Source organism: Isoptericola sp. NPDC055063 (assembly GCF_053608125.1).
Genome location: NZ_JBSGUW010000002.1, coordinates 255907 through 281793, shown reverse-complemented (window position 1 = coordinate 281793; position 25887 = coordinate 255907). Strand labels below are relative to the sequence as shown.

Below are 25887 nucleotides of genomic sequence, written 5' to 3'. Positions count from 1 at the left end.
TTGTGGGGCACGAGGCCCCGCGAGAAAGGCGCGACGATGCGCATCGAACGGTTCGTGACCGAGTACGGCGCACCGGAGCCGGGGATCGGCACCGCCGCCCCGCGGCTGTCGTGGGCGTGGTCCGGCGGGGCGGGGGAGCAGACCGCCGTCGAGCTGCGGCTCCGGACGTCCGACGGCGGCACCGAGACGGTCCGCCTGGCCGGGCCCGGGCAGGTGCTCGTCCCGTGGCCGTTCCGGCCGCTGCGCTCGCGGGAGCGCGTCACGGTCGAGGTCCGCGTCGAGGCCGGCGGCGCCCGGACCCCGTGGAGCGACCCGCTGGAGATCGAGGCGGGCCTGCTCGCGCCCGAGGACGTCGCGGCCCGCCTCGTCAGCCCGCGCGACGTCGGCGGGCTGGACGGCGGGGCGGTGGTGCTGGCCCGCGACGTCGAGCTCGACGGCGACGTCGTCGACGCGCGCCTGTACGTCACCGCGCACGGCGTGTACGACGCGTGGATCGGCGGCCGTCGCGTCGGCGACCACCTGCTCGCCCCGGGGTGGACGGCCTACGACGCGCGGCTGCGCTACCAGACCTTCGACGTCACCGAGCACCTGCGGGGCCGCCGCGCCGCCCGGCTCGCGGTGGGGCTGGGCAACGGCTGGTACCGCGGCCAGCTCACGTGGACGCTCCAGCGCGACTCGTACGGCGACCGGCTCGCGCTCCTCGCCCAGCTCGAGGTCACCTACGCCGACGGCCGCCGCGCGACCGTCGTCACCGACGACACGTGGCGCGCCGGGACCACCGGCGTCCTCGCCGACGACCTGTACGCCGGGCAGGCCACCGACCTGCGCCTGCCCCTGGTGCCCGACGCCCCCGCCGACGGCCCGGTGGACGTGCTCGCCACCGACCCCGGCCGGCTGGTCGCGCCCACCGGGCCGCCGGTGCGCGAGGTCGCGACCGTCCCGGCCGCCGCGGTGCTCACCTCGCCGAGCGGCGCCCGGCTCCTCGACTTCGGCCAGAACGTGGTCGGGTGGGTGCGGCTGCGCGTGGACGGGGAGCGCGGCGACGTCGTCACGGTGCGGCACGCCGAGGTGCTGGACGGCGGCGAGCTGGGCGTGCGCCCGCTGCGGGCGGCGACGGCCACGGACACGTACGTCCTCGCCGGGGGCGAGCAGGTGCTCGAGCCGCGATACACGTTCCACGGCTTCCGGTACGCGGAGGTCACCGGGGCCGCGGTGGAGGCGCAGGACGCGCAGGCGGTGGTCGTGAGCTCCGACCTGCGCCGCACCGGCTGGTTCGAGTGCTCCGAGCCGGACGTGAACCGGCTGCACGAGAACGTCGTCCGGGGGATGCGCGGCAACTTCCTCGACGTGCCGACGGACTGCCCGCAGCGCGACGAGCGGCTCGGCTGGACCGGCGACATCCAGGTCTTCGCCCCCACGGCGTCGTTCCTGTTCGACGTGGGCGGCTTCCTCGGTTCCTGGCTGCAGGACCTGGCGGCGGAGCAGCACCCCGACGGCGGCGTGCCCTACGTCGTGCCGGACGTCGTGGGCGAGCTGCGCGGCCCCGGCCCGGACGGCGGCGTGCAGACCCCGGCCGCCGGCTGGGCCGACGCCGCCTTGCACGTGCCGTGGACGCTGTACGAGCGGTACGGCGACGTGGGCGTGCTGGAGCGTCAGTACGGCTCCATGAAGGCGTGGGTCGACCGGGAGCACGCGCTCGCGGGGGAGTCGCTGCTGTGGGACACGGGGTTCCAGTTCGGCGACTGGCTGGACCCGGACGCCCCGCCGGACGACTCGTCCGCGGCCAAGGCCGACCCCGCCGTCGTCGCCACCGCGTACCTCGCCCGCAGCGCCCGGATCCTCGCCCGCACGGCCGACGTCCTCGGCCGCGCCGACGACGCCGGGACCTACGCCCGGCTGGCCGACGAGGTCGGGCGGGCCTTCCGCGCGGCGTACGTGGACGCCGACGGGACCGTCCGCAGCGACTGCCAGACCGTGTACGCCCTCGCGCTCGCCTGGGATCTGCTCGACACCGACGCCCAGCGGCGCCGCGCCGGCGACCGCCTCGCGACCCTGGTCCGGGAGGCCGGGTTCCACGTGAGCACCGGGTTCCTCGGCACCCCCGTGGTGCTCGACGCCCTCTGCCTGGCCGGCCACCCCGACCTCGCCCACGAGATGCTCCTCACGCGCACCGTGCCGTCGTGGCTGTACCCCGTCACCATGGGCGCCACCACGATCTGGGAGCGGTGGGACTCGATGCTCCCCGACGGCACCATCAACCCCAGCACCATGACGTCGTTCAACCACTACGCGTACGGGGCGGTGGCGGACTGGCTGCACCGCAGCGTCGCCGGCCTCGCCCCCGCGGCGCCCGGCTACCGCGAGATCCGCGTGCGGCCGCTGGTGACCGGCCACCTCACCAGCGCGTCGGCCCGGCTCGACAGCCCGTACGGACCGGTCCGGGTCGCGTGGCGGCTCGACGGCGGCCGGTTCGCGCTGGACCTCGACGTGCCGCCCGGGGCCACCGCGCATCTCGACCTGCCCCTCGACGAGCCCGCCCGCACCGTCGGTCCGGGCACGCACCACGTGGCCGGCGACTGGGTGCCGCGGCCCTGACCGCCCGCTACGTCATGGAGCTCCCACCGGCCGCCGAGGACCCTCTCAGCCCGGGATGATGGCGTGAGCGGCATGATGCGTCGACACCTCACCTCCCCGGACGGCCGCGCCCGCGGCCGGTTCCCCCTCCTCTCCCGCCCGCTCGCCGCCGGAGCCGGCGTCGTGGCGCTCGCCGGCACCCTCGCCGCGTGCGACGCGACCGCCGAGGCCGACGACGCGGGCGACTTCTTCGACACGAGCTCCGTGCACACCGTCGCCGTCGACTACGACGAGGACGACTACCAGGAGATGCTCGACACCTTCGCCGACTCCGGCGACAAGGACTGGATCAAGGCCACCGTCACCATCGACGGCGAGGAGTACGACGACGTCGGGCTGCGCCTCAAGGGCAACTCCAGCCTCCGCGGCCTCTCCGGTCAGAGCGGCGGCCAGGGCGGGGGCAAGGCGGACGCCGCGACGAACGGCACGGCGGACGACACCGCCGACGACAAGACCACCACCGACGACCCGCAGGGCGGCGGGCAGATGCCGGGCGGCTTCGGCGAGGGCGACGGCGCGGCGTCGGCGGACGACCCGGCGGGCCTGCCGTGGCTGATCCGCCTGGACAAGTACGTGGACGGCCAGGAGCACGACGGCCGCGCGGACTTCGTGGTGCGCGGCAACAACACGGAGTCGTCGCTCAACGAGGCGGTGGCGCTGAAGGTGCTGGAGCTGGCGGACGTGCCGGCGGAGCAGGCGACGTACACGCGGTTCAGCGTGAACGGCGGCGACGAGGAGCTGCGCCTGGTCATCGACCTGCCGGACGACGACCTGTGGAACGAGGAGACGTACCCGGACGGCGGCATCACGTACAAGGCGGACGCGGACGGCGACTGGTCGGTGCGCGACACGCTCGCGGACTACGCCGACGCGTTCGAGGCCAAGTACGACAGCGAGGGCTCGACGGACGACGACGCCGCGTACCAGCCGCTGGCGTCGTTCCTCGAGTTCGTCAACGACTCGTCGGACGCGGACTTCGCGGCGCAGCTGGGCGACCACCTCGACGTCGACTCCTTCGCCCGCTACCTCGCGGTGCAGGACCTGGTGGCGAACTCCGACGACATCGACGGCCCCGGCAACAACGCCTACCTGCACTACGACCCGGACTCCGGCCTCTTCGAGGTCGTCGCGTGGGACCAGAACCTGTCGTACGGCGGCCTCGGCGGCGGCATGGGAGGGCAGGGCGGTGGCGGTCAGGGCAGCGCGCGCCCGTCGGGCGCCCCGGACGGGATGCAGCCACCGGACGGCGCGGACCTGCCGGACGGTTTCCAGCCGCCGGACGGCGCAGACCTCCCCGACGGCGCGACGCCCCCTGACGGTGCGCAGGGCGGTCCCGGCGGGGGCGGCGGCTTCGGCGGAAAGGACAACCCGCTGGTGACGCGGTTCCTGGAGAACGACGACTTCAAGGCGGCGTACGACTCCGCCGTCGAGGACCTCACGGCGTCGGTCTACGAGAGCGGCGACGCGCAGGACTACCTGGACTCGCTGGTCTCGACGCTGTCCGACGAAGCCCCCGACCTCCTCGACGCGGACACCCTCACGACCGAGTCGAAGGCGATCTCGGACATGCTCACGGGCGACAGCACGGGCGACCCCACCAGCGACAGCGCCGACGACAGCGCCGACGACTCGGCGGCGGGCGCCTAGCTCGCCGGCATCTCCCGACCGGGGATGAGCAGCTCCTCCACGAAGCAGTAGCCCCAGTGCTCGCCGGGCTCGACGGACCGCATCACGGGGTGCTCGGTCGCGTGGAAGTGGGCCGTCGCGTGCTTCGCGGGCGACGAGTCGCAGCACCCCACGTGCCCGCACTGCAGGCAGGCGCGCAGGTGCACCCAGGTGCCGCCGGCGGCCACGCACTCGGGGCACTCGCCGGCGGTCTCGGGGGGCACGGGGACGATCTGTTCCAGGTGCTCGCAGGTGCTGGTCATGTCGCGGTCCTCGCCCTCGTCCGACGATCCCGGGCTCCCCGGGCCACGGACCAGCGTGCGCCGGGCAGGCGCCCGCGGCAAGGGACCGCACGGCGGGCCCCCGGTGCGCGGGGTGCGGCGCGCCGATAGCGTGGCGCTCATGTCCGCTGGAGCCGCGCACGGAGCAGGCGCCGGGGGCGTCCCCGAACGCACCGCGGTGATCGTGGAGGACGACCCGGACGTCCGCGACCTGCTCGAGGTCGTGCTCACCCAGGCCGGCTTCGTGACGGCGGCCGCCGGGTCGGGGCTCGAGGGCGTCGAGCTGGTGCGCCGCACCGACCCCCTGGTGACGACGCTCGACGTCGGCCTGCCGGACATCGACGGCTTCGAGGTGTGCCGCCGGATCCGCGCCGTGTCGGACACGTACGTCGTGATGCTCACGGCCCGCACCGACGAGATCGACGCGCTGATGGGCCTCGACTCGGGAGCCGACGACTACCAGACCAAGCCGTTCCGGCCCCGGGAGCTGCGCGCGCGCATCGAGGCGATGCTGCGCCGGCCGCGCCGCCCCGACCCGAGGCCCACGGGGGACCACATCGTCTCGGCCGGCCTCGTCGTCGACGTCGCGGGGCGCACGGTGGCGGTCGAGGGGCAGGCCGTGCACCTCACGCGCAGCGAGTTCGACCTCCTGGCCGCGCTGGGCCGTGTGCCGGGCCGCGTGCTGTCCAAGGATGCGCTGGTGCGGGTGCTGTGGGGCGACGACTACGACACCGGGACCCGGGTGGCGGACCCGGACCGGCGCAGCGTCGAGGTGCACATGGCGAACCTGCGCCGCAAGCTCGGCGACGACCCGGTGGAGCCACGCTGGATCCGCACGGTGCGCGGCGTCGGCTACCGGTTCGACCACCCTTCCTGAGCGATCATCCCGGCGACCAGGACGGCGCCGGTGTCGGCCGCGTCGGCGACGGACTCCAGGTGGTCCCAGGCGGCGTCCGTGCCGCCCGAGTCGAGCGCCTCCAAGGCCAGCGTGGCCGCGTCGACCAGGTCGCCCACGCCGAGCATCGTCGCGGTGCTGCGCAGCGTGAGCAGCAGCCCGCGGGCGTCGTCGGCGTTCCCGTCGCGCAGGGCGTGCACCAGGCCCTCGGTGCGGCGCGGCACCAGGCGGATCCACGACGTCGCGAACCCCACCAGCGCCGCGCGGTCGCCGTGCAGGTCCGCGGCGAGCTGCTCCCAGGCGCTCTCGGGGTCGAGATGAGGGGGCTCGGCGGGCGGGGTGGGCGGTGTGGGCACGGGGGCTCCGGCGGGCATGGGGGCTCCGGGGACGGCAGGTCGGACGACCCGATCCTGCGGGCCGCGCCTCGGGCTGCCCTGCACTTCGCCTCAGGATCGGATCAAGATGTCCCGGGCCTGCAGTCGGGCGCCCCCGCGCCGGGCCGCGCGGGCGCCCCTACCCTGGCCGCATGCCCGACGCCCCCGCGGACCGTCCCGTCGTCCTGCTCGTCGCCGACGCGCACGCGCCGCAGGTCGAGGAGGAGTTCCGCGCCCGCTACGACCGCGACTACCGCATCGAGCTGGTGCGGACCGCGGACGCAGCCCTCGAGCGGCTGCGCGTGCTGGTCGCGCGGTCCACGCCGGTGGCGATGATCGCGGCGGAGCGCCGCCTGCCGGACGGGACCGGCGTCGAGCTGCTGCACCAGGTGCCCGCGGTGCTGTCCACGGCGCGGCGGGTGGCACTGATCTCGGGCGACGAGTACGCGGACGCCCTCGACGAGATGCGGGCGGCGCTGCTGCGCCGGGACATGGACACGTTCGTCGGCATCCCGCGGGGTGCGCGCGACGAGGAGTTCCACACGGCCCTGACGGAGCTGCTGTCCGAGTGGGGCTGGTCGGTGGCGCGGCCCACCGTGACGTCCACCGAGATCGTCGCGGAGCGGGGCGACCGCGACGCCACGGCGGTGCGCGACCTGCTCGAGCGGCTCGGCGTCCCGAACCGGGTGCTCGCGCCCGACGACCCGGACGCGCGCGCCATCCTCGCGGCCGCCGACCCGGACGCCGCGCTGCCCGTCGTGCGCACGTTCGCCGGGCGGGTGCTGGCGGGCGCGACGCCGTCCGCCGTCGCGGAGGCGATGTACGGCGGCTACGACTCGATCCCGCCCGGCGAGATCGCCGACGTCGCCGTGGTGGGTGCGGGCCCCGCGGGCCTGGCCGCCGCGGTGTACGCGGCGTCCGAGGGGCTGGCCACGGTGGTGCTGGAGCGGGACGCGATCGGCGGCCAGGCCGGGTCGAGCTCGATGATCCGCAACTACCTCGGCTTCCCGCGCGGCATCTCCGGGATGCGGCTGGCGCAGCGCTCACGGATCCAGGCGGGCCGGTTCGGCGCCCGCTTCTACACCGGTCGCGCCGCGGCGCGGATCGAACCCGGTCCTGCCGGCGAGCCCGAGCACCACCACGTGCACGTGGACGGCGCGCAGCTCTGCGCGCGCACCGTCGTCCTCGCGACCGGCGTCTCGTACCGGCGGCTCGCGGTGCCGGGCCTCGACGACCTGGTCGGCGCGGGCGTCTACTACGGCGCGGCGAGCTCGATGGCGCGGGAGATGGCGGACCGGGACGTGTGCGTGGTCGGCGGCGGCAACTCGGCCGGCCAGGCGGCCGTGCACCTCGCCAAGTTCGCGGGGTCGGTGACGATCCTCGTGCGCCGCGGCAGCATCGCCGAGACGATGTCCGACTACCTGGTGCGGGAGATCGCCGCGACGCCCACCATCACGGTGCGCACGCGCACGGTCGTGGCGGACGGCGGGGGAGACGGCCGCCTGCAGTGGCTGATCACCGAGGACCTCGACACCGGCGAGCGGTCGAAGACGCACGCCGACGGCCTGTTCTGCCTGCTGGGGGCCGAGCCGGACTGCGGCTGGCTGCCCGACGGCCTCGCGCGCGACGACGACGGGTTCGTGCTCACCGGCCGCGACGTGCCGCAGGAGGACTGGGTCGACGGCCGCCCGCCCGCGAGCCTGGAGACCACGCTGCGCGGTGTCTTCGCCGTCGGCGACGTGCGCGCGGGGTCGATGAAGAGGGTCGCGTCCGCGAGCGGCGAGGGGGCGTCGGTGCTGCCGCTGGTGCACGCGCACCTCGCCTGGCTGCGCGCCCAGGAGTTCGGAGGGGACCCGTCGTGACCGACGCGACCTCGCCCCGCACGTTCCGCCGCAGCCGCGCCCGCGACGCGGGCGACGCGGTGACCGGCGTGTTCGTCCGCCTCGGGCTGGTGCCCTCGACGTGGCTGCTGACCACCCGCGGACGCCGCAGCGGGCTGCCCCGCACGCATCCCGCGACGCTCGTCGACCTCGACGGACGACGCTGGCTCGTGGCCCCGTACGGCGTCGTGTCCTGGGTGCACAACGTGCGCGCCGACCCGCGGGTGCTGCTGCGCCGGGGCCTCGCGCGGCAGGTGTGCGTCGTGCGGGCGGCGTCGGCCGAGGAGGCGGGCCCCGTGCTGCGGCAGTACCTGCGGCTGTCCCGGCCCACGCGGCCGTACTTCGCGGCCACGCTCGACTCCCCGGTGGCGGACCTCGTGGCCGAGGCGGACCGGCACCCGGTGTTCGAGCTCCTGCCGTACGACGCCGTCGGCTGAGGCCCGGGCCCCCTTCCCACCACCTGTCCACATCGTGGTCTCATTATTCGAGACTAATCCGACCGATCTGATCGGGAATGCGCTACTGTCCCCGACATGACCACGACGGCACTCCTCAGGCTCACCCCGCGACCCGCGGGCGAGCCGTGTCGCCCGGGCGCCCGCACCCGCCCGAGCCGACACACCGAGGAGCATCGTGAGCACCACAGACCTGCGCGGCACCGACCCGCGCCCGACCGGCCCGACCGACCCGACCGACCCGACCGACCCTGAGTCCCGCACCCGCCGCACCCGTCGCGGGGTCGCCGCGCTCTCCGCGGCCCTCCTGGGCCTGACCCTGTCCGCCTGCGCCGGCGCCACCGCCGCGCAGGAGTCCGCCTCCGGCAAGACCGTCTTCCGCTACCAGGGCGGCACCGGCACCGTCTCCTACCCCGAGCTGGCGGAGGACCTCGGCTACTTCGAGGACGTCGAGCTCGAGTGGATCGGCGACGTCACCGGCGGACCCGCGTCCATCCAGGCCGCCGTCACCGGCGAGACGGAGTTCGGCAGCGCGTTCAACGGCGCGATCGCCAAGCTGCAGTCCACCGGGGCCCCCGTCACGTCCGTCATCTCCTCCTACGGGGAGGACGACGAGACGTTCGCGGGCTACTACACGCTCGAGGGCAGCGGCATCACGTCGGCCCGCGACCTCATCGGCAAGAAGGTGGGGCTCAACACCCTCGGCGCGCAGTACGAGACGGTCCTCAAGGAGTGGCTGGCCCGCGAGGGCCTCACCCCGGAGGAGGTCGCGCAGGTCGAGCTGGTCGTCGTGCCGCCGGTCAACCTCGAGCAGACCCTGCGCGAGGGGCAGATCGACGTCGCCGCGCTCTCCGGCGTCATCAAGGACAAGGCGCTCGACCGCGGCGGCATCGACACCCTCGTCGACGACACCGAGCTCTACGGCGGGTTCGCCTATGGCACCTACATCCTGCGCGACGACGTCATCGCCAAGAACCGCGACGCCGTCCAGGACTTCGTGCAGGGCACGGCGCGCGCGATCCGCTGGGCCCAGACCACGCCCGTCGACGAGGTGCGCGACCGGTTCCGGTCGATCATCGAGAAGCGGCACCACACGGGCGAGACCACCGACCTGGTCCCGTACTGGAAGTCGGCGGGGATCTCCGTCCCCGGCGGCGTGATCCAGGAGAAGGAGATCTCCGTCTGGGTCGACTGGCTCGAGCAGGACGGCCAGGTCGACGACGGCGCGCTCACGGTGGACGACCTCTACACCAACGAGTTCAACCCCTACGCCAACGGCGAGTTCGCGCCGGACGCCGGGCCCGACGGCGAGGAGGCGGCGTCATGACCGCGCTCACCGAACGTCCCGCGCTCGTGGGCGACGGCGGCACGGCCGACGACGCGACGCCGCGGCTGCGCTTCGACGGGGTCCGCAAGGAGTTCGCCGTCCGCGGCTCGGGCGGCACGCTCGTGGCGCTGGAGGACCTCACCCTCGACGTCGCGGCGGGAGAGCTGGTGACCCTCGTGGGGCCGTCCGGCTGCGGCAAGTCGACGCTGCTCGACCTCGTGACCGGGCTGTCCGCGCCGACGTCGGGCCGCATCCTGCTGGACGGGCGGCCCGTCACGGGCCCGGGCCTGGACCGCGGGATCGTCTTCCAGCAGTACGCGCTGCTGCCGTGGCGCACCGCGCAGGCGAACGTGGAGCTGGGGCTGGAGGCGCGGCGGCTGCCGAAGGCGGAGCGGCGCCGGATCGCACGGGAGCACCTGGAGCTCGTGGGCCTGTCCGGCTTCGCCGACCGCTACCCGCACGAGCTGTCCGGGGGCATGAAGCAGCGGGTGGCGATCGCCCGCAGCCTCGCGTTCGACCCCGAGGTGCTCCTCATGGACGAGCCGTTCGCGGCCCTCGACGCGCAGACCCGCGAGACGCTGCAGGACGAGCTCCTGCGCATCTGGCGGGCCACGGGCAAGACGATCGTCTTCATCACCCACGGGATCGAGGAGGCCGTCTACCTGGGGCAGCGCGTCGTGGTCCTCACGCCCCGCCCGGGGCGGGTGCGCGCGGTGCTCGACGTCGACCTGCCCGGCCGCGGCGAGCCCGGGAGGGACCTGCGCGCCGACCCGGCGTTCGTCGCCCTGCGGCACCAGGTGTGGGACGCGCTGCACCACGACCCCGAGCCCGCGGACCGTCGGGACGAGGGGGCCGCGCGATGACCGCCACCGACGTCACGCGCCCCGCCCGCGCCGTGGCCGACGAGCCCGCGTTCGCCGACCCGCCGACGCTCGGCCGCCGGAACGCCGTCGCGGAGGCGTCGAAGCAGCGGGCCAGGGCCGCGGCCCGCACGGGCCGGGCGGCAGCCGTCGTCCTGCGCTCCTCCGTCGCCCTCCTGGTGTTCCTCGCGATCTGGGAGGTCGCGCCGCGGGCCGGCCTCGCCGACCCGGTGTTCCTGCCGCCGTTCAGCACCGTGGCGGCGACGTTCGTCGGGCTGGTCGCGGACGGCACGATCGGCACGCAGGTGGGCACCAGCCTCGCGCGGGCCGGCGCCGGGTTCGCGATCGCGGTGCTCGTGGCCATCCCGCTGGGGCTCGTCGTGGGCTGGTACGCCCGCGCCGCGCAGTACCTCAGCCCGTTCTTCGAGCTGTTCCGCAACACCGCCGCCCTGGCGCTGCTCCCGGTGTTCATCCTGGTCCTGGGGATCGGGGAGACGTCGAAGGTCGCCATCGTGGTCTACGCCTGCTTCTTCCCGCTGCTGCTCAGCACCATCACCGGGGTGCGCACCGTCGACCCGCTGCTGGTCCGCTCGGCCCGGTCGCTCGGCCTCGGCAGCCCCGCGCTGTTCGTCAAGGTGGTGCTGCCGTCCGCGGTGCCGACCGTGTTCACGGGCGTCCGGATGGCGGCCACGTCGTCGGTCCTCGTGCTCATCGCGGCAGAGATGGTGGGGGCTAAGGCCGGGCTCGGCTACTTCATCACCTACACCCAGTTCAACTTCCAGATCCCCGAGATGTACGCCGGGATCGTGACGATCGCGCTCGTCGGGGTGGCCGTGAACGCCGGCCTCGTGCTGCTCGAGCGCCGTCTCATGCGCTGGCGCGCCGCCTGACGCGCCCCGCCCCACTTCTTCTCCTCCCGCACTCCCTCGAAAGGCGGAGCCATGCCCGCACGCACCCTCACCCTGAACCTCTTCCTGCACCACGTGGGCCACCACGAGGCCGCCTGGCGGCACCCGTCCACGCAGCCCGACCAGCTGTTCTCCCCGGACTACTACGTGCGCCTGGCGCAGCAGGCCGAGGCGGCCAAGCTCGACGCCGTGTTCTTCGCGGACGGCCCGGTGCTGCACGGCGGGGTCGAGCACAACGCCGTCGGCACCCTCGAGCCGATCCTGGCGCTCGCGACCATCGCCGCCCACACCGAGCGGATCGGCCTGATCGCGACGGCGTCCACCACGTACTACGAGCCGTACAACCTGGCGCGCCTGTTCGGCACGCTCGACCACGTGAGCGGCGGCCGCGCGGGCTGGAACATCGTCACGACGGCGTCGGAGCAGGCGTCGGCGAACTTCGGCCTCGACGCCCACCCGGACCCGGCGGTGCGGTACGCCCGCGCCGAGGAGTTCCTCCAGGCGATCACGCGGCTCTGGGACTCCTGGGAGCCCGACGCCGTCCTCGTCGACCGCGAGGCCGGCCGGTACGCCGACCCGACGCGCATCCACCCCGCCGCGTACGAGGGGGAGCACCTGCGCGTCGCCGGGCCGCTGAACCTGGCCCGCTCGCCCCAGGGGCGGCCCGTGCTGGTGCAGGCGGGCGCGTCCAACGCCGGCCGCGACTTCGCGGCCCGCTGGGCCGAGGCGATCTTCACCGCGCACCAGCGGCTCGAGGACGCGCAGGCGTTCTACGCCGACGTGAAGGACGGGGCGGCCCGGCACGGCCGCGACCCCGGCCAGGTGAAGATCCTGCCCGGGATCAGCCCGTTCATCGGCTCCACGGAGGCGGAGGCCCGCAACCTGGAGCGCGAGTTCAACGAGCTCACCGTGCCCGAGTACGGCCTGCGGCAGCTGGGCGGCCAGGCGGGCGTCGACCTGTCCGACCTGGAGCTCGACGAGCCCGTACCGCTCGAGATCTTCGCCGACGCCGGGGACGTCACGGACAACTCGCGCTCGCGGTTCCAGGTGGTCGCCGGGATCGTGCAGCGCGAGAACCCCACCCTGCGCCAGCTGCTGCACCGGCTCGCCGGCGCCCGCGGGCACCGCGTCGTGGCCGGCACGCCGGAGCAGGTCGCCGACACCATCACCGAGTGGTTCACGCAGGGCGCCGCCGACGGGTTCAACGTCATGCCGCCGTCGCTGCCGTCGGGGCTGGAGGCGTTCACCGAGCACGTCGTGCCGATCCTGCAGCGGCGCGGCCTGTTCCGCACCGAGTACTCCGGCAGCACGCTGCGCGACCACCTGGGCCTCGACGTCCCGGCCAACCGGTACACGGCCGCGCGCGCCACCGCCACCGCCCTCGTCCCCGAGCTCGCGAGCGCGTGAGCGCCGCCCCTCTCGAAGGGAGAACGTCATGACCGAGCACCCCAGCGACCGGAACGACGTCGTCGTCCTCGTCGGCAACCCGCGGCCCGGGTCGCGCACCCGGACCGCCGCCGAGCGCGTCGGACGGGCCGTCGCCGCCCACCAGGGCCTCGACGACCCGACCACCGTCGAGCTCGCCGACCTCGCGCCCGACCTGCTCGTCGCCGACCGGCCCCGCGTCGACGAGGCGCTGCGGCTCGTCGCCGCGGCGCGGTACGTCGTCGTCGCGACGCCCGTGTACAAGGCGTCGTACACCGGCCTGCTCAAGGCCTTCCTCGACCGGTACGGGCCGCGCGGGCTCGACGGCGTGGCGGCCGTGCCGCTCGTCGTGTCGGCGAGCCCCGACCACGCGGCCGCGGGTGACGACCACCTGCGTCCCCTGCTCGTCGAGCTCGGCGCGACGGTGCCGCCGTCGTCCCTCGCGCTCCTGGAGTCGGAGCTGCCCGACGTCGGCGACCGCGCCGACGCGTGGGTGGCGGCCTGGCTCGGGGAGCGGTCCCGCGAGCTCGTCGCGGAGGTCGCCCGGTGACCGCTGTGGCGCGCGGCGCCCGCACCGACGGGTCCGCGATCAGCGCCGACGAGTTCCGGTCCGTCTTCCGCGGCCACCCGGCGGGCGTCGCCGTCGTCGCGCTGCGGGACGGGGACCGGCCCGTGGGCTTCACGGCCACGTCGGTCATCTCCGTGTCCGCGGAGCCGCCGCTGCTGGCATTCTCGCTCGCGACGTCGTCCTCCTCGTGGCCGGCGGTGTCGCGGGCGGCGACGGTGGCGGTGAGCTTCCTCGCGCACGACCAGGCCGACCTGTCCGCCCGGTTCGCGACCAGCGGCATCGACCGGTTCGCCGACGGCGGCTGGCACGCCCTCGACACCGGCGAGCCGGTGGTCGACGGGGCCGCCGCGTGGGTGCGCGCCCTGGTGGTGCAGCGCACGGCCGTCGGGTCCAGCCAGCTCGTGACGCTGCAGGCCGTGCAGCGCCACGTGCACGAGGACGCCAGCCCCCTGGTGTTCCACGACCGCGGCTACCACCGGCTGGGGGACGGCAGCCGGGTGTGACGCTGCACCTCCGCCGCGCGGGGGCGGGGCGACGCGGGTGGAATGGGCCCATGGACCAGGCCCAGGACGTCATCAAGGACGTCACCACCGAGCCGACGCCGTGGGCCTCGCCCCCGCAGGAGGTGCTCGCCGCGCTGCGGGCCGACGCCGGCGGCCTGAGCGCCGCCGACGCCGCGGCCCGCCTCGCGCAGGTGGGGCCCAACCGCCTGCCCCCGCCGCAGAAGGACCCGCTGTGGAAGCGGGTCCTCGTGCACTTCGACGACGTGCTCATCTACATCCTGCTGGTCGCCGCGGTGCTCAAGGCGATCCTCGGGGACTGGGTGGACTTCACCGTCATCCTGCTGGTCGCGGTGGTCAATGCGGCGATCGGCTTCGTCCAGGAGGGCCGCGCGGAGAGCGCGCTCGACGGCATCCGCCGGATGCTGTCGGTGCACGCCCAGGCGCGGCGCGACGGCGCGTGGGCCACGGTCGACGCCGACGACGTCGTGCCCGGTGACGTGGTGCGCGTGCGGTCGGGCGACAAGGTGCCCGCCGACGTGCGGCTGCTGGAGGCGGTGAACCTGCGCGTCGAGGAGTCGGCGCTCACGGGGGAGTCCGTCGCGGCGAGCAAGCGGGTCGACGCCGTCGACCCGGACGCCGGGGTCGGGGACCGCACCAGCATGCTGTTCTCCGGCACCCTCGTGGCCGCCGGGCAGGGCGTCGGCGTGGTCACGGCCACCGGCGAGCGCACGGAGATCGGGCGCATCCAGACGATGATCTCCGAGGTCGCGAGCCTGGAGACGCCGCTGACCAAGCAGCTCGACCGGTTCGGCAAGCTGCTCGCCGGGCTCATCCTCGCGATGGCCGTGGTGATGGTGGTCATCGGGCGGGTGGTGCACGACTTCTCGGTGCCGGAGCTGGTGTCCGCCTCGATCGGCTTCGCCGTGGCCGCGGTGCCGGAGGGCCTGCCCGCGCTGGTGACGATCACCCTGGCACTGGGCGTGCAGCAGATGGCGCGCCGTCGTGCGATCACCCGCAAGCTGCCCGCCGTCGAGACGCTCGGCTCCGTTACGACGATCTGCTCCGACAAGACGGGCACGCTCACCAAGAACGAGATGACGGCTCGCCTGGTGCGCACCGCGGGCCGGTCGTACGACGTCGCGGGCGCGGGGTACGCGCCGCTGGGCGAGATCACGCTCGGCTCCGTCGACGGCCCGGACGACGAGCCCCGGCACGCCGACCTCGCGTCGGACCAGGACCTCGACGGCGTGGTCGCGGCGATGATGCTGTGCAACGACGCGCGCGTCGTCCCCGGCGAGGGCGACGGCGAGGGCGGCGAGGGCTGGCGGCTCGTCGGCGAGCCCACGGAGGGCGCGCTGCGCAGCCTGGGCATGAAGGCGGGCTTCGACACCTCGGGCTGGCGGCGGCTGGCCGTCGTGCCGTTCGAGTCGGAGACCAAGTACATGGCCACGCTCGACCGGGCGCCGGACGGCGCGCTGCTGGTGCACGTCAAGGGCGCGCCGGACCGGGTGCTCGACCGCTGCGCCACGCAGACGGCGCCGGACGGGTCGGCCCAGCCGCTCGACCGCGCGTTCTGGGAGGCGCAGATCGACGCGATCGGGGGTCGCGGGCTGCGCGTCCTCGCCGCCGCGCGGGCCCGGCGGGCCGCGGGCACTAGCACGCTGGCGGCGTCCGACGTCAAGGCGGGGCTCGAGCTGTGCGGGCTGGTCGGCATCGTCGACCCTCCGCGCCCGGAGGCGATCGACGCCATCGCCCAGTGCCGCGCCGCGGGCGTGCGCGTCACGATGATCACCGGCGACCACGCCGGAACGGCCGTCGCGATCGGCCGCGAGATGGGCATCGTCGACCAGCCCGCCGGCGACGGCGAGGCGGCCCCCGTGCTCACCGGCGCCGAGCTGGAGGCGATGAGCACCGACCAGCTGCGCACCATCGTGCGCGACGTGTCCGTGTACGCGCGCACCAGCCCGGAGCACAAGATCCGCATCGTGTCGGCGCTCCAGAGCCGCGGCGAGGTGGTCGCGATGACGGGCGACGGCGTCAACGACGCCCCCGCGCTCACGCAGGCGGACGTCGGCGTCGCGATGGGCATCAAGGGCACCGAGGCCACCAAGGAGGCCGCGGAGGTGGTGCTCGCCGACGACAACTTTGCCACCATCGAGCGCGCGGTGGAGGAGGGGCGGCGGATCTACGACAACATCCGCAAGTCCGTGCTCTTCCTGCTGCCCACCAACGGCGCGCAGTCGCTGGTGATCCTCGTGGCCGTGCTGTTCGGCCTCACGCTGCCGCTCGCGCCGGTGCAGGTGCTGTGGATCAACATGATCACCGCGGTGACGCTGTCGCTCGGCCTCGCGTACGAGCGCGCGGAGCCCGACGTCATGGCCCGGCCGCCGCGCGACCCGAAGGCGTCGATCCTCGACGCCGTGTTCGTGCGCCGCATCCTGGTCGTCTCGCTGCTCATCGGCGGGGCCACGCTGTTCGTGTTCTACGCCGAGCGCGCGCAGGGCGCGCCGCTCGCGGAGGCCCAGACGGCGGCGGTGACGATGCTGGCCCTCGGCCAGCTCGCCTACCTCTTCAACTGCCGCTTCCTGGACCGCTCGAGCCTCACCGTCGACGTGCTGCGCGGCAACCGGGTGGTGTGGATCTCCGCCGCCGCGCTGGTCGCCCTGCAGTGCGTGTTCGTCTACGCGCCGTTCATGCACTCGTGGTTCGACTCGGCGCCGATCAGCGGGGTCCAGTGGGCGAAGACGATCGGCCTCGCCCTCGTCGTCTTCCTCCTGGTCGAGGGGGTCAAGGCAGTGGGCCGTGCACGCGCTGCGCATGTAAAATGAGTGCATGGCCTACCTCCAGATCCGGGACGTCCCCGACGACGTGCGCGACGTGCTGGCGGAGCGCGCCCGAGAGCGGGGGCAGTCGCTGAACATGTACCTGCGCGACGTCGTCCTGCGCGAGGCGGCGTTCGACCGCAACCGCGCCCTCATCGACGACCTCACCTCGCGCCGACAGGGGTCGACCTTCACCGCCGACGACGTCGTCGCCGCGCGGGACGCGGCCCGTGGCCGCCGCGACGCGTGATCGTCCCCGACGCCTCGGCCACCGTGCTGCTCTTCGGTGACCCGGCGGCAGACCCGCGGGTCGCGGAGGCGACGCGGGTGCTGCGTGCCGACCCGGAATGGGTGGTTCCCGGTCACTGGCACATCGAGGTGCTCGGCACCCTGCGCGGCCTGCGCCGCGGCGGCAAGATCACGCCCGAGGTCGCCGGCTCGGCCGTCGAGTGGTTGCGCGCCGTCACCGTCGTCGTGGCGCCGTCGGGCCCGTACCTGCCGCGGGTCTGGCAGCTGCGCGACAATCTCTCGACGTACGACGCGGCGTACGTCGCCGTGGCCGAGTCACACGACCTGACCCTGGTGACGGCCGACGCGCGCCTCGCGCGGGCCGCCGTCGCACGGTGCCCGGTCCGCGTCGTCTGACCTGCTCGTCGCTCCGCGAGCGGGAATAGACGTGGCCCAGATCACGGTTACGCCGTGCGGCGCGCTGCTCGGGCCCGCCGGTCCGAGAGGAGCCCCGCCGTGAACACGTCCGCAACCCCCCTGCCGGACCTCGTCCCCCTCGCCGCCGCGCGCTCCGTCAAGCTCGTCGTGGACGGCGCGGCCGCCCTGCCCACCTGGGTGGTGCAGGTGGGCGGCGACCTCTTCGTCCGGTCCGCCCCCGGCGCCCGCTGGCCCGCCGGCCTCGCCGCCGGCCGCGGCCGGGTGCGCGTGGACGGGGCTGCGTCCGGCACCGTCGAGCGCGCCGTCGTCCTCGCCGAGGTGGAGCCCGAGCTGCACGGCCTGCTCGACGACGCCTACCGCGCCAAGTACGGCGCCTGCGCCCCCGAGCGCGTCGCAGAGGTCGTGTCCGACGCCGCCGCCGCGACCACGTTCCGGATCCGCGCCCGCCGCGCGTCATGGGGCGAGCGGGTCTACGCCGTCGCGTCCGCCGCGCGCGCCCGCCGCCGGGTCGTCGAAGGGGCGCGTACCGTCACCTCATGAGCGGTGCGTCCGAGGCCCGGGAGCGTCGGCGGCGACGCCGCGACCAGCTCACCCCGGACCAGCGCGCCGACCGGCTCAAGGAGCGCGTCTACGTCACCTTCGCGGCGCTCGCGGTGGTGCTCGCCCTGCGCGGTCACGTCGAGGGGCTGGCGGCCGGCCGCGCCGCGGGCACGCTGGTCATCACCGTCGGCGGCACGCTGCTCGCCGTCTTCCTCGCCGACTTCGTGTCGCACGTCGTGGTGCACGGCGCCCTGCCCACCTCGGCCGAGCGGCGGCACATGCTCGGGGTGGTGTCGAGCGCCGGAGGCGTCGTCGTGCTGCCGCTCGTCTTCCTGTGGCTCGCCGGCCGCGGGGTGTGGACGGTGGCGGGCGCGCTCACCGCGTCGACCGTCGCCCTGATCGTCAGCCTCGGGCTCGTCGGGTACGTCGCCGTGCGCGTCGTCGCCCTGCCGTGGTGGCAGAAGTGGCTGCTGCTGCTCACCGAGGTCGCGCTGGGCCTGGCGGTCGTCGGGCTCGAGGTGCTGGCGCACGGCTGAGGGGCCGCTCGGCGCGCGGACCTGCCGCGACGGTGCGACGATCGGTCGCGGCACCGCTCGGAGGAGGGCACGAAGGATGGCGCACGAGGGCACGACGGCGACCACGGGAAGCTCCGCCACCACGAAGGTCTCGCTGCTCACCCTCACCGCGATGGTCGTCGGGTCGATGGTCGGGGCCGGCGTGTTCTCGCTGCCGCGCCGCTTCGCGCAGGAGACGGGCGTCATGGGCGCCCTCATCGCGTGGGTCGTCGCGGGCGCGGGCATGCTGATGCTCGCGTTCGTCTTCCAGCGCCTCGCGATGCGCAAGCCCGACCTCGACGCCGGCGTGTACGCGTACGCGAAGGCCGGCTTCGGCGAGTACACCGGCTTCTTCGCCGCCGCGGGCTACTGGGCCAGCGCGTGCGTCGGCAACGTCACCTACTGGGTGCTCATCATGTCGACGCTGGGCCAGTGGATCCCGGCCCTGGGCGCCGGGGACACGGTGCTCGCGCTCGTCCTGTCCGCCGTCGGGCTGTGGCTGTTCTTCCTGCTGGTGCGGCGCGGCATCAAGGAGGCGACGGCGATCAACCGCATCGTCACCGTCGCCAAGGTCATCCCCATCATCGTCTTCGTCCTGCTGGCCCTGTTCGTCTTCGACCCCAGCGCGTTCGCGGAGAACTGGGGCGGCGCCGACTACGCCGGCTCCCTGTTCGACCAGGTGCGCGGCACCATGTTGGTGACGGTGTTCGTGTTCCTCGGCGTCGAGGGCGCGAGCGTCTACTCCCGGCACGCGAAGCGCCGCGAGGACGTCGGCCGCGCCACGATCCTCGGCTTCCTCAGCGTCTTCGCCATCTTCGCGTCGGTGACGATCGTGTCGTACGGCATCATGCCGATGGCCGAGATCGCCGAGCTGCGCCAGCCGTCGATGGCGGGCGTGCTCGAGGCGGCCGTCGGGGAGTGGGGCAGCGTCTTCGTGGGCGTCGGCCTCATCATCTCCGTGCTCGGCGCGTACCTGGCGTGGACGCTCATGGCGGCCGAGGTGCTGTTCGTCGCCGCCAAGGACCGCGACATGCCGCGCTTCCTCGCCCGGCAGACCGATCGCGACGTCCCGGTCAACGCGCTGCTGCTCAGCACCTCGCTGTCCACGGTCGTGCTGGTCCTCACCTACTTCTCCGAGGACGCGTTCGACTTCGCCCTCGACATGACCGCCGTCATGACGCTCATCCCGTTCCTGCTCGCCGCGCTCTACGCGGTGAAGCTGCGGGCGACCCGCGAGACCTACGACGGCGCGCCGCCGTCCACCCTGCGCGGCGACCTGGTGGTCACCGTCCTCGCGACCGTCTACACGGCCTTCCTGGTCTTCGCCGCCGGCCTCAGCCTCGTGCTGGTCTCGTTCCTCTTCTACGCCCCCGCGACGATCCTGTTCGTCATGACCCGTCGTGAGCAGGGCCGCCGGGTCTTCAGCCCCGCCGAGCTGGTGCTGTTCGTCGTGGTGGTCGCGGTCGCCGTGCTCGCCGTGATCGGGCTCGTCGCGGGCTGGATCTCGATCTAACGCACCGTCCGTCGTCCGACCGAAAGGTTCTGCCCATGACCTCCGCACCGTCCGCCCCCGCCCACGGCGTCCACTCGGAGGTCGGCAGGCTGCGCAAGGTGCTGGTCTGCTCGCCGGGGCTCGCGCACGAGCGCCTGACCCCCACGAACTCCGACGACCTGCTGTTCGACGACGTCATGTGGGTGGAGTCCGCGCAGCGCGACCACCTCGACTTCGTCAACAAGCTGACCAACCGGGGCGTCGAGGTCGTGGAGCTGCACGACCTGCTGGCGCAGACGATGGCGATCCCGCAGGCGCGGGACTGGCTGCTGGACCGCAAGGTGGTGCCGAACCAGGTGGGCCTGGGGCTCGTCGAGGGCACGCGCGCGTACCTGGACTCGCTCAGCGACCGCGAGCTGTCGCGGTTCCTCATCGGCGGGCTGTCCACCCACGACCTGCCCCCGGACTTCCGCAGCGACTACGTGAACCTCGCCCGCGAGTCCACGGGGACGCCGGAGTACCTGCTGCCGCCGCTGCCCAACACGCTGTACACGCGCGACACCACCTGCTGGATCTACGGCGGGCTCACGCTCAACCCGCTGTACTGGCCGGCGCGCAAGGACGAGACGCTGCTGATGAAGGCGATCTACTCCTTCCACCCGGAGTACTCCGGCTCGAAGGTCTGGTGGGGCGACCCGGAGCAGGACTGGGCGCAGGCCACCATCGAGGGCGGCGACGTCATGCCGGTCGGGAACGGCACCGTGCTGATCGGCATGAGCGAGCGCACGTCGCGGCAGGGCATCACGCAGTTCGCCAAGGCGCTGTTCGACGGCGGCGACGTGCAGCAGGTCGTCGTGGCCGGGATGCCGCGGCTGCGCGCGGCGATGCACCTGGACACCGTGTTCACGTTCGCCGACCGCGACCTCGTCACCGTGCACCCGACGATCGTCGACGGCATCCACGCCTTCACCCTGCGGCCGTCGGACAAGGCGCCGGGCGTCGAGGTCACCGACGAGGGCGACACCCCGTTCGTCGACGTCGTCGCCCGCTCGCTGGGGCTGCCGAGGCTGCGCGTCGTCGAGACGGCGGGCGATGCGTACGCCTCCGAGCGGCAGCAGTGGGACTCCGGCAACAACGCCGTCGCCCTGGAGCCGGGCGTCGTCTTCACCTACGACCGCAACACGCTGACCAACGCGGCGCTGCGCCGCGCGGGCGTCGAGGTGATCACCATCGTCGGGGCCGAGCTCGGCCGCGGCCGCGGCGGCGGGCACTGCATGACCTGCCCGATCTCCCGGGACCCGCTGGACTGGTGACGGACGGCCCGCCGGCGGACCGTCGGCGGGCCACGGCGTCAGCCCGCGGTCATCGCGCCGATCGCGCCGGTGACGTACGGGACCAGCCAGATCGCCCACACGACGATGCTGAACCGGTGGAAGCTGGCCTTCTCCGCCTCGCGGTCGCGGACCAGCACGACGACGGCCCACACGAGGTGGACGGCCATGAGCGCGATCGCCAGCCCGCCCGTCCAGATCATGACCGTGTCGAAGGCGCTGGCGGGGCCGTCGGAGGTGTCGGCGATGGGGCTCATGAGGGCGGTCCCGGTGGCGTCGCACACGAGGCCGACGCCGAACGCGACCGCGTGCCACGGCTTCAGCGTGCCCTGCAGGCGTTCCGCCCAGACGCCGACGGTGTAGAGAAGACCAGGGCCAGCGTGATGACGACGATCGCGAGCGCGAGCATCGGCACTCCTCTCCTCGACGACGGGTGGACGGGGTGACCGGCGTGCGTCCCTCGTGGTCAGCGTCGCAGCCGACGGGGGCGAGCGCGCGGCGGCCGGCCCGGAATCATCCGAAAGGTGGAGCCCCACGGGGAGCACCCCGGGCCGTGACCTGACAGTGTGTCGTGACGTGCGCGGTGCAGCGCGGCGCACATCGCAGCCGAGGGGGGCAGGGCATGGACGCGACCGACGACCGACCCGACGACCGACCCGACGAGAGGGTGCACGACAACCGCTGGCGGTCCCTGGTGGTGCTGTCCGTCGCGCTGTCGATGGTGGTCATCGACGGCACGATCGTGGCGGTCGCGATCCCCGACATCGTGGCCGACCTGGGCCTCGGGCTCAGCGACGCCCAGTGGGTCAGCGCGTCCTACGCCGTGGTGCTCGCCGGGCTGCTGCTGTCCGCGGGCCGGCTCGGCGACCGGCTCGGGCGGCGCCGGCTGCTCGTCGTGGGGGTGGCCCTGTTCCTGGTCGGCTCGCTGCTCTCCGCGGCCGCCTCGGACGGCGGCGCCCTCATCGGCGGCCGCCTGGTGCAGGGCCTGGGCGCGGCGGCGATCCTGCCCACGACGCTGTCGACGGTCAACGCGACGTTCCGGGGCAAGGACCGCGCCGCGGCGTTCGGCGTCTGGGGCGCGGTGATCTCCGGCGCGGCGGCGATCGGCCCGCTGGCCGGCGGGTGGCTCACGACGTCGTTCACCTGGCCGTGGATCTTCCTCGTCAACATCCCCGTCGGCGTCGCCGTCGTGGTGGGCGCGTACCTGTGGGTCCCCGAGACGCGGACGACGGTGAACGTGCCGGGACTCGACGTCGACGGGCTGCTGCTCTCGGGGCTGGGGTTCGGCGCGCTGGTGTTCGGGCTCATCGAGGGCCAGACGCTCGGGTGGTGGGCGCCGAAGGCGGACCTGGAGGTGCTCGGGCTGACGTGGTCGACGTCCGCGCCGGTGTCCCCGGTGCCTGTCCTCCTCGCCGTCGGGGTGGTGCTGCTGGTCCTGTTCGTCGTGTGGGAGCGGCACCGGGCCCGCGTGGGCCGCTCCGCGCTGCTCGACCTCGACCTGTTCCGCATCCCGACGTTCCGGTGGGGCAACGTCACGGCGACCGCCGTCGCCGTGGGCGAGTTCGGCATCATCTTCGTGCTGCCGCTCTTCCTGGTGAACGTGCTGGCCCTGTCCACGATGGGCGCCGGGCTCGTGCTCGCCGCGATGGCGCTCGGCGCGTTCGCGTCCGGCGCGTCGGCCCGCCACCTCGCCGCGCGGGTGGGCGCGCCGCTCGTCGTCGTCATCGGCCTGGTGCTCGAGGTCGTGGGCGTCGGCGCGGTCGCGCTCGTCGTGACGCCCACCGTCTCGCCGTGGCTGCTCGCCGTGGTGCTGGTCGTCTACGGCGTCGGGCTGGGGCTCGCCTCCGCGCAGCTCACCAGCACGACGCTCGCGCAGGTCCCGCCCGCACAGTCCGGCCAGGGGTCGGCGACGCAGTCGACCGTGCGCCAGGTGGGGTCGGCGCTCGGCACCGCCCTGGTCGGGACGGCCCTGGCCGTGCTCCTCGCGACCACCGTGCCGGCGTCGCTCGACGGCCAGGGCCTGCCCGACGACCAGGTTGCGCAGCTCGCCGACGCCACGAGCGGGTCCGCGGGCAACGCGATCACCGGCCTGCGGGCCCAGGGGACGCAGGGGCCGCTCGGCGAGCAGGGGCCCGACGTCGTGGACGCGCTGTCGGCCGGGTTCGCCGACGCGACCCGGGGCTCGCTGCTCGTCGCCGGCGTGTTCCTGCTGCTCGGCCTCGCCGCGGCGGGCGCCGTCGTGCGGGCGTCCCGCCGCGCCGAGCCTGTCAGCAGCGAGCCCGTCAGCGCCGCTCGACCGCCCGGCGCACCGGGCGACGCAGCGACACGAGCAGGGAGACGAGACCGACCGTGAGGAGGATGTGCCCCACCCCGGCGATCCCCGGGATGGCGGCGCTCACGTCCGTCTGGCCCTGGACCTGCAGCATGCCGTGCCAGACCATGACGCCCACCGCGATCAGCAGCCCGGCGTTGTAGGTGGCGAAGAACCAGGAGAACGACCGGGTCCCCGAGATCTTCAGGACGGCGTCGAGAGCCAGCACGATCAGCATCACCATGAAGCCCAGGGCCAGCAGATGGGTGTGGGCCACGGCCAGCTGGGTGCTGCCGGTGAAGTCCTGCGCCACCGTGTACTCCCGGTAGAACAGGCCGGCGGCCAGGCCGAGCACGGCGTAGACGATGGCGGCGACGTAGAGCTTCTGCACGGGATTCCTCCGGGTTGTGGTGCGGGTCGGTCAGAGCGTGGCGAGGGGGGTGCTCGCCTCGAGGCGGGCGTCGAGCATCCGCTCGGTGGCGTCGACGCTGGCCAGCGTCGACGCGTCGTGCGACACCAGCAGCGTGGCGGCACCGGTCTCCCGGGCCAGGCCGGTGATCAGCTCGACCACCCGGGTGCCGCGCTCGTGGTCGAGGGCCGACGTCGGCTCGTCGACCAGCAGCACCTCCGGCCGCCCGACGAGGGCGCGCGCGATGGCGACGCGCTGCCGCTGCCCGCCGGACAGCTGCGCGGGCCGCTTGGCCGCGTGGTCGGCCACACCGACGGCGTCCAGCAGCTCCATGGCGCGGGCGCGCACGCTCGCCGGCCGGCGCCCGCGCAGGTGGGCGTGCAGCTCCAGCTGCTCCAAGGCGGTGAGCGAGCCCAGCAGCTGCGGCGACTGGAACACCATGCCGATGCGGTCCAGGCGGGCACGGGTCGCGTCGGCGACCGTCGTGGTGGGGGAGAAGACGACGTCGTCGCCGAACCGCACCGTGCCGCGGGTCGGGTTCGTCAGCCCGGCGGCCACCGCCAGCAGGCTCGACTTGCCCGCCCCGGACGGGCCGAGCAGCGCCGTCGTCGTGCCGGCGGGCACGGCGAGGTCGACGTCGTCCACGGCCGTGAGGGTGCCGTCGCCGTCGGGGTAGACGAGGGTGATGTGGTCGAGGTGCAGGTCCATCGGGATCCTCCAGGGGTGGCGTAGGTCGGCGGCAGGCGTGGTCGGGGGCGGGTCAGCGCGCCGCGAGCGCGGCGTGCGGGTCGATGCGGGTGATGCGGGCGACCGAGACCGCCGCGCCCACCAGGCCCAGCAGCACCAGGCCGACGGCGGGCACGAGCGTCGTGGCGGTCGTGACGACCACGGGGACGACGTCGGGCAGCAGGGACGCGCCCGCGACCGTCAGCGCGGTGCCGACCGCGACGCCGCCGACCAGCAGCACCGCCGCCTGGCCGAGAGCGTCGCGCAGCAGGTAGCGGGTGGAGGCGCCGAGCGCCTTGAGCACCGCGATGTCGCCGGAGCGGCCGATCGTCCACACCGTGAAGAACGCGCCCACCACCAGCGCGGAGATGGCCAGCAGGAACGCCTGCATCGTCGACAGCGACGTGTTCTCCCCGGCGAACGACGCCACCGCCGAGCGGGCGTCCGACGTCGTCACCGTCGTCGTGCCGAGGGCGGCGTCGGTGTCGGTGAGGGCGGCGTCGGTCAGGCCGTCGTCCGCCGTGGTGAGCGCGACCACCGTCGCGACGTCGTCGCCGCCGGCCGCGCCGCGGGCGCCGACCGCCTGCCAGTCGTCGAGCGTGGTCCACACCACCGGGGTGTGGGAGAACGACTCGTCGGCGTCGACCGTGGCCGCGACCGTGAGCTCGGCGCCGCCGAGCGTGACCGTGTCGCCGGTGCTCGCGCCGAGGGCATCCGCCGCGCCCGGGGTGAGCACGACCGTGCCCGGGTCGACGTGGCCACCGCCCGGCACCAGGGTGGAGCCGTCGGCCACGCCCAGCGCCGTGACGGAGGCCGTCGTGCTGTCCGAGGCGGCGCGTGTCGTCGCCAGGCCCAACGGCTCTGCCGACTCGACGCCCGGCGCGTCGGCCCAGCCCTCCCACTGGTCGGGCGTCACGCGCGACGCCGTGAACTCCGGGTCGTCGCCGGCGGCCGGCATGGAGAAGGCGAGGTGGTCGGCGGGCAGGTCCGTCACCGCCGACGTCGACTCCCGGGCCAGGCCCGCCGTGAGCGACGCGAGGAACGTGACGAGGAAGGTGATCAGCACGATCACCACGGACATGAGGACGAAGCGGCCGCGGGCATGCTTCAGATCGCGCAGGGCGACGAACACGAGATGACCTCCACAGGACGGGTGTTCCGGACTGCTTCCAGCCTCCGCGTCGGGGCGCCTGCGATCATCGGGACCCGGGGTGATCCTGCGGCGCCGAAGGACGGTCCGCCCGCTCCACCTTTCGGACGA

At 74.3% G+C, this 25887-nt stretch carries 25 protein-coding genes; 19 read left to right on the top strand and 6 right to left on the bottom strand.

What is annotated here, in order from left to right; translation table 11 throughout:
- Positions 1-36 precede the first annotated feature (36 nt).
- Together ACWF41_RS03220 and ACWF41_RS03215 are read left to right on the top strand one after the other, a co-directional pair.
- Entirely contained in the window at positions 37-2595 is a 2559-nt protein-coding gene (locus ACWF41_RS03220) for a family 78 glycoside hydrolase catalytic domain (protein WP_380315551.1), read from the top strand.
- Positions 2596-2667: 72 nt separating this feature from the next.
- The gene (locus ACWF41_RS03215) at positions 2668-4281 is read left to right on the top strand and encodes a CotH kinase family protein (protein WP_380315602.1); all 1614 of its coding nucleotides are present in this window, start codon (positions 2668-2670) and stop codon (positions 4279-4281) included.
- Here ACWF41_RS03215 and ACWF41_RS03210 read toward each other — a convergent pair.
- The gene (locus tag ACWF41_RS03210) at positions 4278-4562 is read right to left on the bottom strand and encodes a UBP-type zinc finger domain-containing protein (RefSeq protein WP_380315548.1); all 285 of its coding nucleotides are present in this window, start codon (positions 4560-4562) and stop codon (positions 4278-4280) included. The two genes, ACWF41_RS03215 and ACWF41_RS03210, sit on opposite strands and share 4 nt — an antisense overlap.
- Before the next feature lie 139 nt (positions 4563-4701).
- Here ACWF41_RS03210 and ACWF41_RS03205 point away from each other — a divergent pair, with 139 nt between their 5' ends.
- Positions 4702-5457, top strand: a complete 756-nt coding sequence (locus ACWF41_RS03205) for a response regulator transcription factor (protein ID WP_380315545.1) — start codon at positions 4702-4704, stop codon at positions 5455-5457.
- On the opposite strand, the gene ACWF41_RS03200 is transcribed toward ACWF41_RS03205, so the two are convergent.
- Positions 5433-5849 carry a hypothetical protein gene (locus ACWF41_RS03200; protein ID WP_380315542.1) on the bottom strand — a complete coding sequence of 139 codons (417 nt, stop codon included), beginning with the start codon at positions 5847-5849 and terminating at the stop codon, positions 5433-5435. The genes ACWF41_RS03205 and ACWF41_RS03200 overlap by 25 nt on opposite strands.
- A gap of 152 nt (positions 5850-6001) precedes the next feature.
- On the opposite strand from ACWF41_RS03200, the gene ACWF41_RS03195 reads away from it, so the two are divergent.
- From ACWF41_RS03195 to ACWF41_RS03125, 15 genes are all read left to right on the top strand, one after another.
- Complete coding sequence (locus ACWF41_RS03195) at positions 6002-7711, top strand: FAD-dependent oxidoreductase (RefSeq protein ID WP_380315540.1); 1710 nt, start codon at positions 6002-6004, stop codon at positions 7709-7711.
- On the top strand, positions 7708-8166 hold the full coding sequence (locus ACWF41_RS03190) for a nitroreductase family deazaflavin-dependent oxidoreductase (protein ID WP_380315537.1): 459 nt from the start codon (positions 7708-7710) through the stop codon (positions 8164-8166). The genes ACWF41_RS03195 and ACWF41_RS03190 overlap by 4 nt, the downstream gene beginning before the upstream one ends.
- A gap of 196 nt (positions 8167-8362) precedes the next feature.
- Entirely contained in the window at positions 8363-9511 is a 1149-nt protein-coding gene (locus tag ACWF41_RS03185) for an ABC transporter substrate-binding protein (RefSeq protein WP_380315534.1), read from the top strand.
- Positions 9508-10374, top strand: a complete 867-nt coding sequence (locus tag ACWF41_RS03180) for an ABC transporter ATP-binding protein (RefSeq protein WP_380315531.1) — start codon at positions 9508-9510, stop codon at positions 10372-10374. The genes ACWF41_RS03185 and ACWF41_RS03180 overlap by 4 nt, the downstream gene beginning before the upstream one ends.
- Positions 10371-11261, top strand: a complete 891-nt coding sequence (locus ACWF41_RS03175) for an ABC transporter permease (RefSeq protein WP_380315529.1) — start codon at positions 10371-10373, stop codon at positions 11259-11261. The genes ACWF41_RS03180 and ACWF41_RS03175 overlap by 4 nt, the downstream gene beginning before the upstream one ends.
- A 51-nt stretch (positions 11262-11312) precedes the next feature.
- On the top strand, positions 11313-12686 hold the full coding sequence (locus ACWF41_RS03170; protein WP_380315526.1) for an LLM class flavin-dependent oxidoreductase: 1374 nt from the start codon (positions 11313-11315) through the stop codon (positions 12684-12686).
- Between the two features lie 28 nt (positions 12687-12714).
- Entirely contained in the window at positions 12715-13254 is a 540-nt protein-coding gene (locus tag ACWF41_RS03165) for an NADPH-dependent FMN reductase (RefSeq protein ID WP_380315523.1), read from the top strand.
- Positions 13251-13775 carry a flavin reductase family protein gene (locus tag ACWF41_RS03160; protein ID WP_380315520.1) on the top strand — a complete coding sequence of 175 codons (525 nt, stop codon included), beginning with the start codon at positions 13251-13253 and terminating at the stop codon, positions 13773-13775. The genes ACWF41_RS03165 and ACWF41_RS03160 overlap by 4 nt, the downstream gene beginning before the upstream one ends.
- Before the next feature lie 50 nt (positions 13776-13825).
- Positions 13826-16603: a cation-translocating P-type ATPase gene (locus ACWF41_RS03155; RefSeq protein WP_380315517.1), complete on the top strand. Its 2778-nt coding sequence runs from the start codon at positions 13826-13828 to the stop codon at positions 16601-16603.
- Between the two features lie 4 nt (positions 16604-16607).
- Complete coding sequence (locus ACWF41_RS03150; RefSeq protein ID WP_380315514.1) at positions 16608-16847, top strand: FitA-like ribbon-helix-helix domain-containing protein; 240 nt, start codon at positions 16608-16610, stop codon at positions 16845-16847.
- Positions 16844-17242: a type II toxin-antitoxin system VapC family toxin gene (locus tag ACWF41_RS03145; protein ID WP_380315511.1), complete on the top strand. Its 399-nt coding sequence runs from the start codon at positions 16844-16846 to the stop codon at positions 17240-17242. The genes ACWF41_RS03150 and ACWF41_RS03145 overlap by 4 nt, the downstream gene beginning before the upstream one ends.
- A gap of 99 nt (positions 17243-17341) precedes the next feature.
- Positions 17342-17803, top strand: coding sequence for a DUF2255 family protein (locus ACWF41_RS03140; RefSeq protein ID WP_380315508.1), 462 nt, complete (start codon positions 17342-17344; stop codon positions 17801-17803).
- Positions 17800-18339 (top strand): hypothetical protein, encoded by a 540-nt coding sequence (locus ACWF41_RS03135; RefSeq protein ID WP_380315505.1) that lies wholly within the window; start codon positions 17800-17802, stop codon positions 18337-18339. The genes ACWF41_RS03140 and ACWF41_RS03135 overlap by 4 nt, the downstream gene beginning before the upstream one ends.
- Before the next feature lie 76 nt (positions 18340-18415).
- Entirely contained in the window at positions 18416-19870 is a 1455-nt protein-coding gene (locus ACWF41_RS03130; RefSeq protein ID WP_380315502.1) for a basic amino acid/polyamine antiporter, read from the top strand.
- Positions 19871-19905: 35 nt separating this feature from the next.
- Positions 19906-21162 (top strand): arginine deiminase, encoded by a 1257-nt coding sequence (locus tag ACWF41_RS03125; protein ID WP_380315499.1) that lies wholly within the window; start codon positions 19906-19908, stop codon positions 21160-21162.
- 38 nt (positions 21163-21200) lie between these two features.
- Here the strand turns inward: ACWF41_RS03125 and ACWF41_RS03120 are convergent, their stop codons facing one another.
- The gene (locus ACWF41_RS03120) at positions 21201-21716 is read right to left on the bottom strand and encodes an HsmA family protein (protein WP_380315496.1); all 516 of its coding nucleotides are present in this window, start codon (positions 21714-21716) and stop codon (positions 21201-21203) included.
- 86 nt (positions 21717-21802) lie between these two features.
- Here ACWF41_RS03120 and ACWF41_RS03115 point away from each other — a divergent pair, with 86 nt between their 5' ends.
- Positions 21803-23533, top strand: coding sequence for a DHA2 family efflux MFS transporter permease subunit (locus ACWF41_RS03115; RefSeq protein WP_380315493.1), 1731 nt, complete (start codon positions 21803-21805; stop codon positions 23531-23533).
- Here the strand turns inward: ACWF41_RS03115 and ACWF41_RS03110 are convergent.
- Genes ACWF41_RS03110 through ACWF41_RS03100 form a run of 3 tightly spaced genes read right to left on the bottom strand, consistent with a single transcriptional unit; the run spans position 23463 to position 25758 of the window.
- Positions 23463-23882, bottom strand: coding sequence for a DUF2871 domain-containing protein (locus ACWF41_RS03110; protein WP_380315490.1), 420 nt, complete (start codon positions 23880-23882; stop codon positions 23463-23465). The genes ACWF41_RS03115 and ACWF41_RS03110 overlap by 71 nt on opposite strands.
- 30 nt (positions 23883-23912) lie before the next feature.
- Complete coding sequence (locus ACWF41_RS03105) at positions 23913-24608, bottom strand: ABC transporter ATP-binding protein (RefSeq protein WP_380315487.1); 696 nt, start codon at positions 24606-24608, stop codon at positions 23913-23915.
- 52 nt (positions 24609-24660) lie between these two features.
- Positions 24661-25758 carry an ABC transporter permease gene (locus ACWF41_RS03100; RefSeq protein WP_380315484.1) on the bottom strand — a complete coding sequence of 366 codons (1098 nt, stop codon included), beginning with the start codon at positions 25756-25758 and terminating at the stop codon, positions 24661-24663.
- Between the last annotated feature and the right edge of the window lie 129 nt (positions 25759-25887).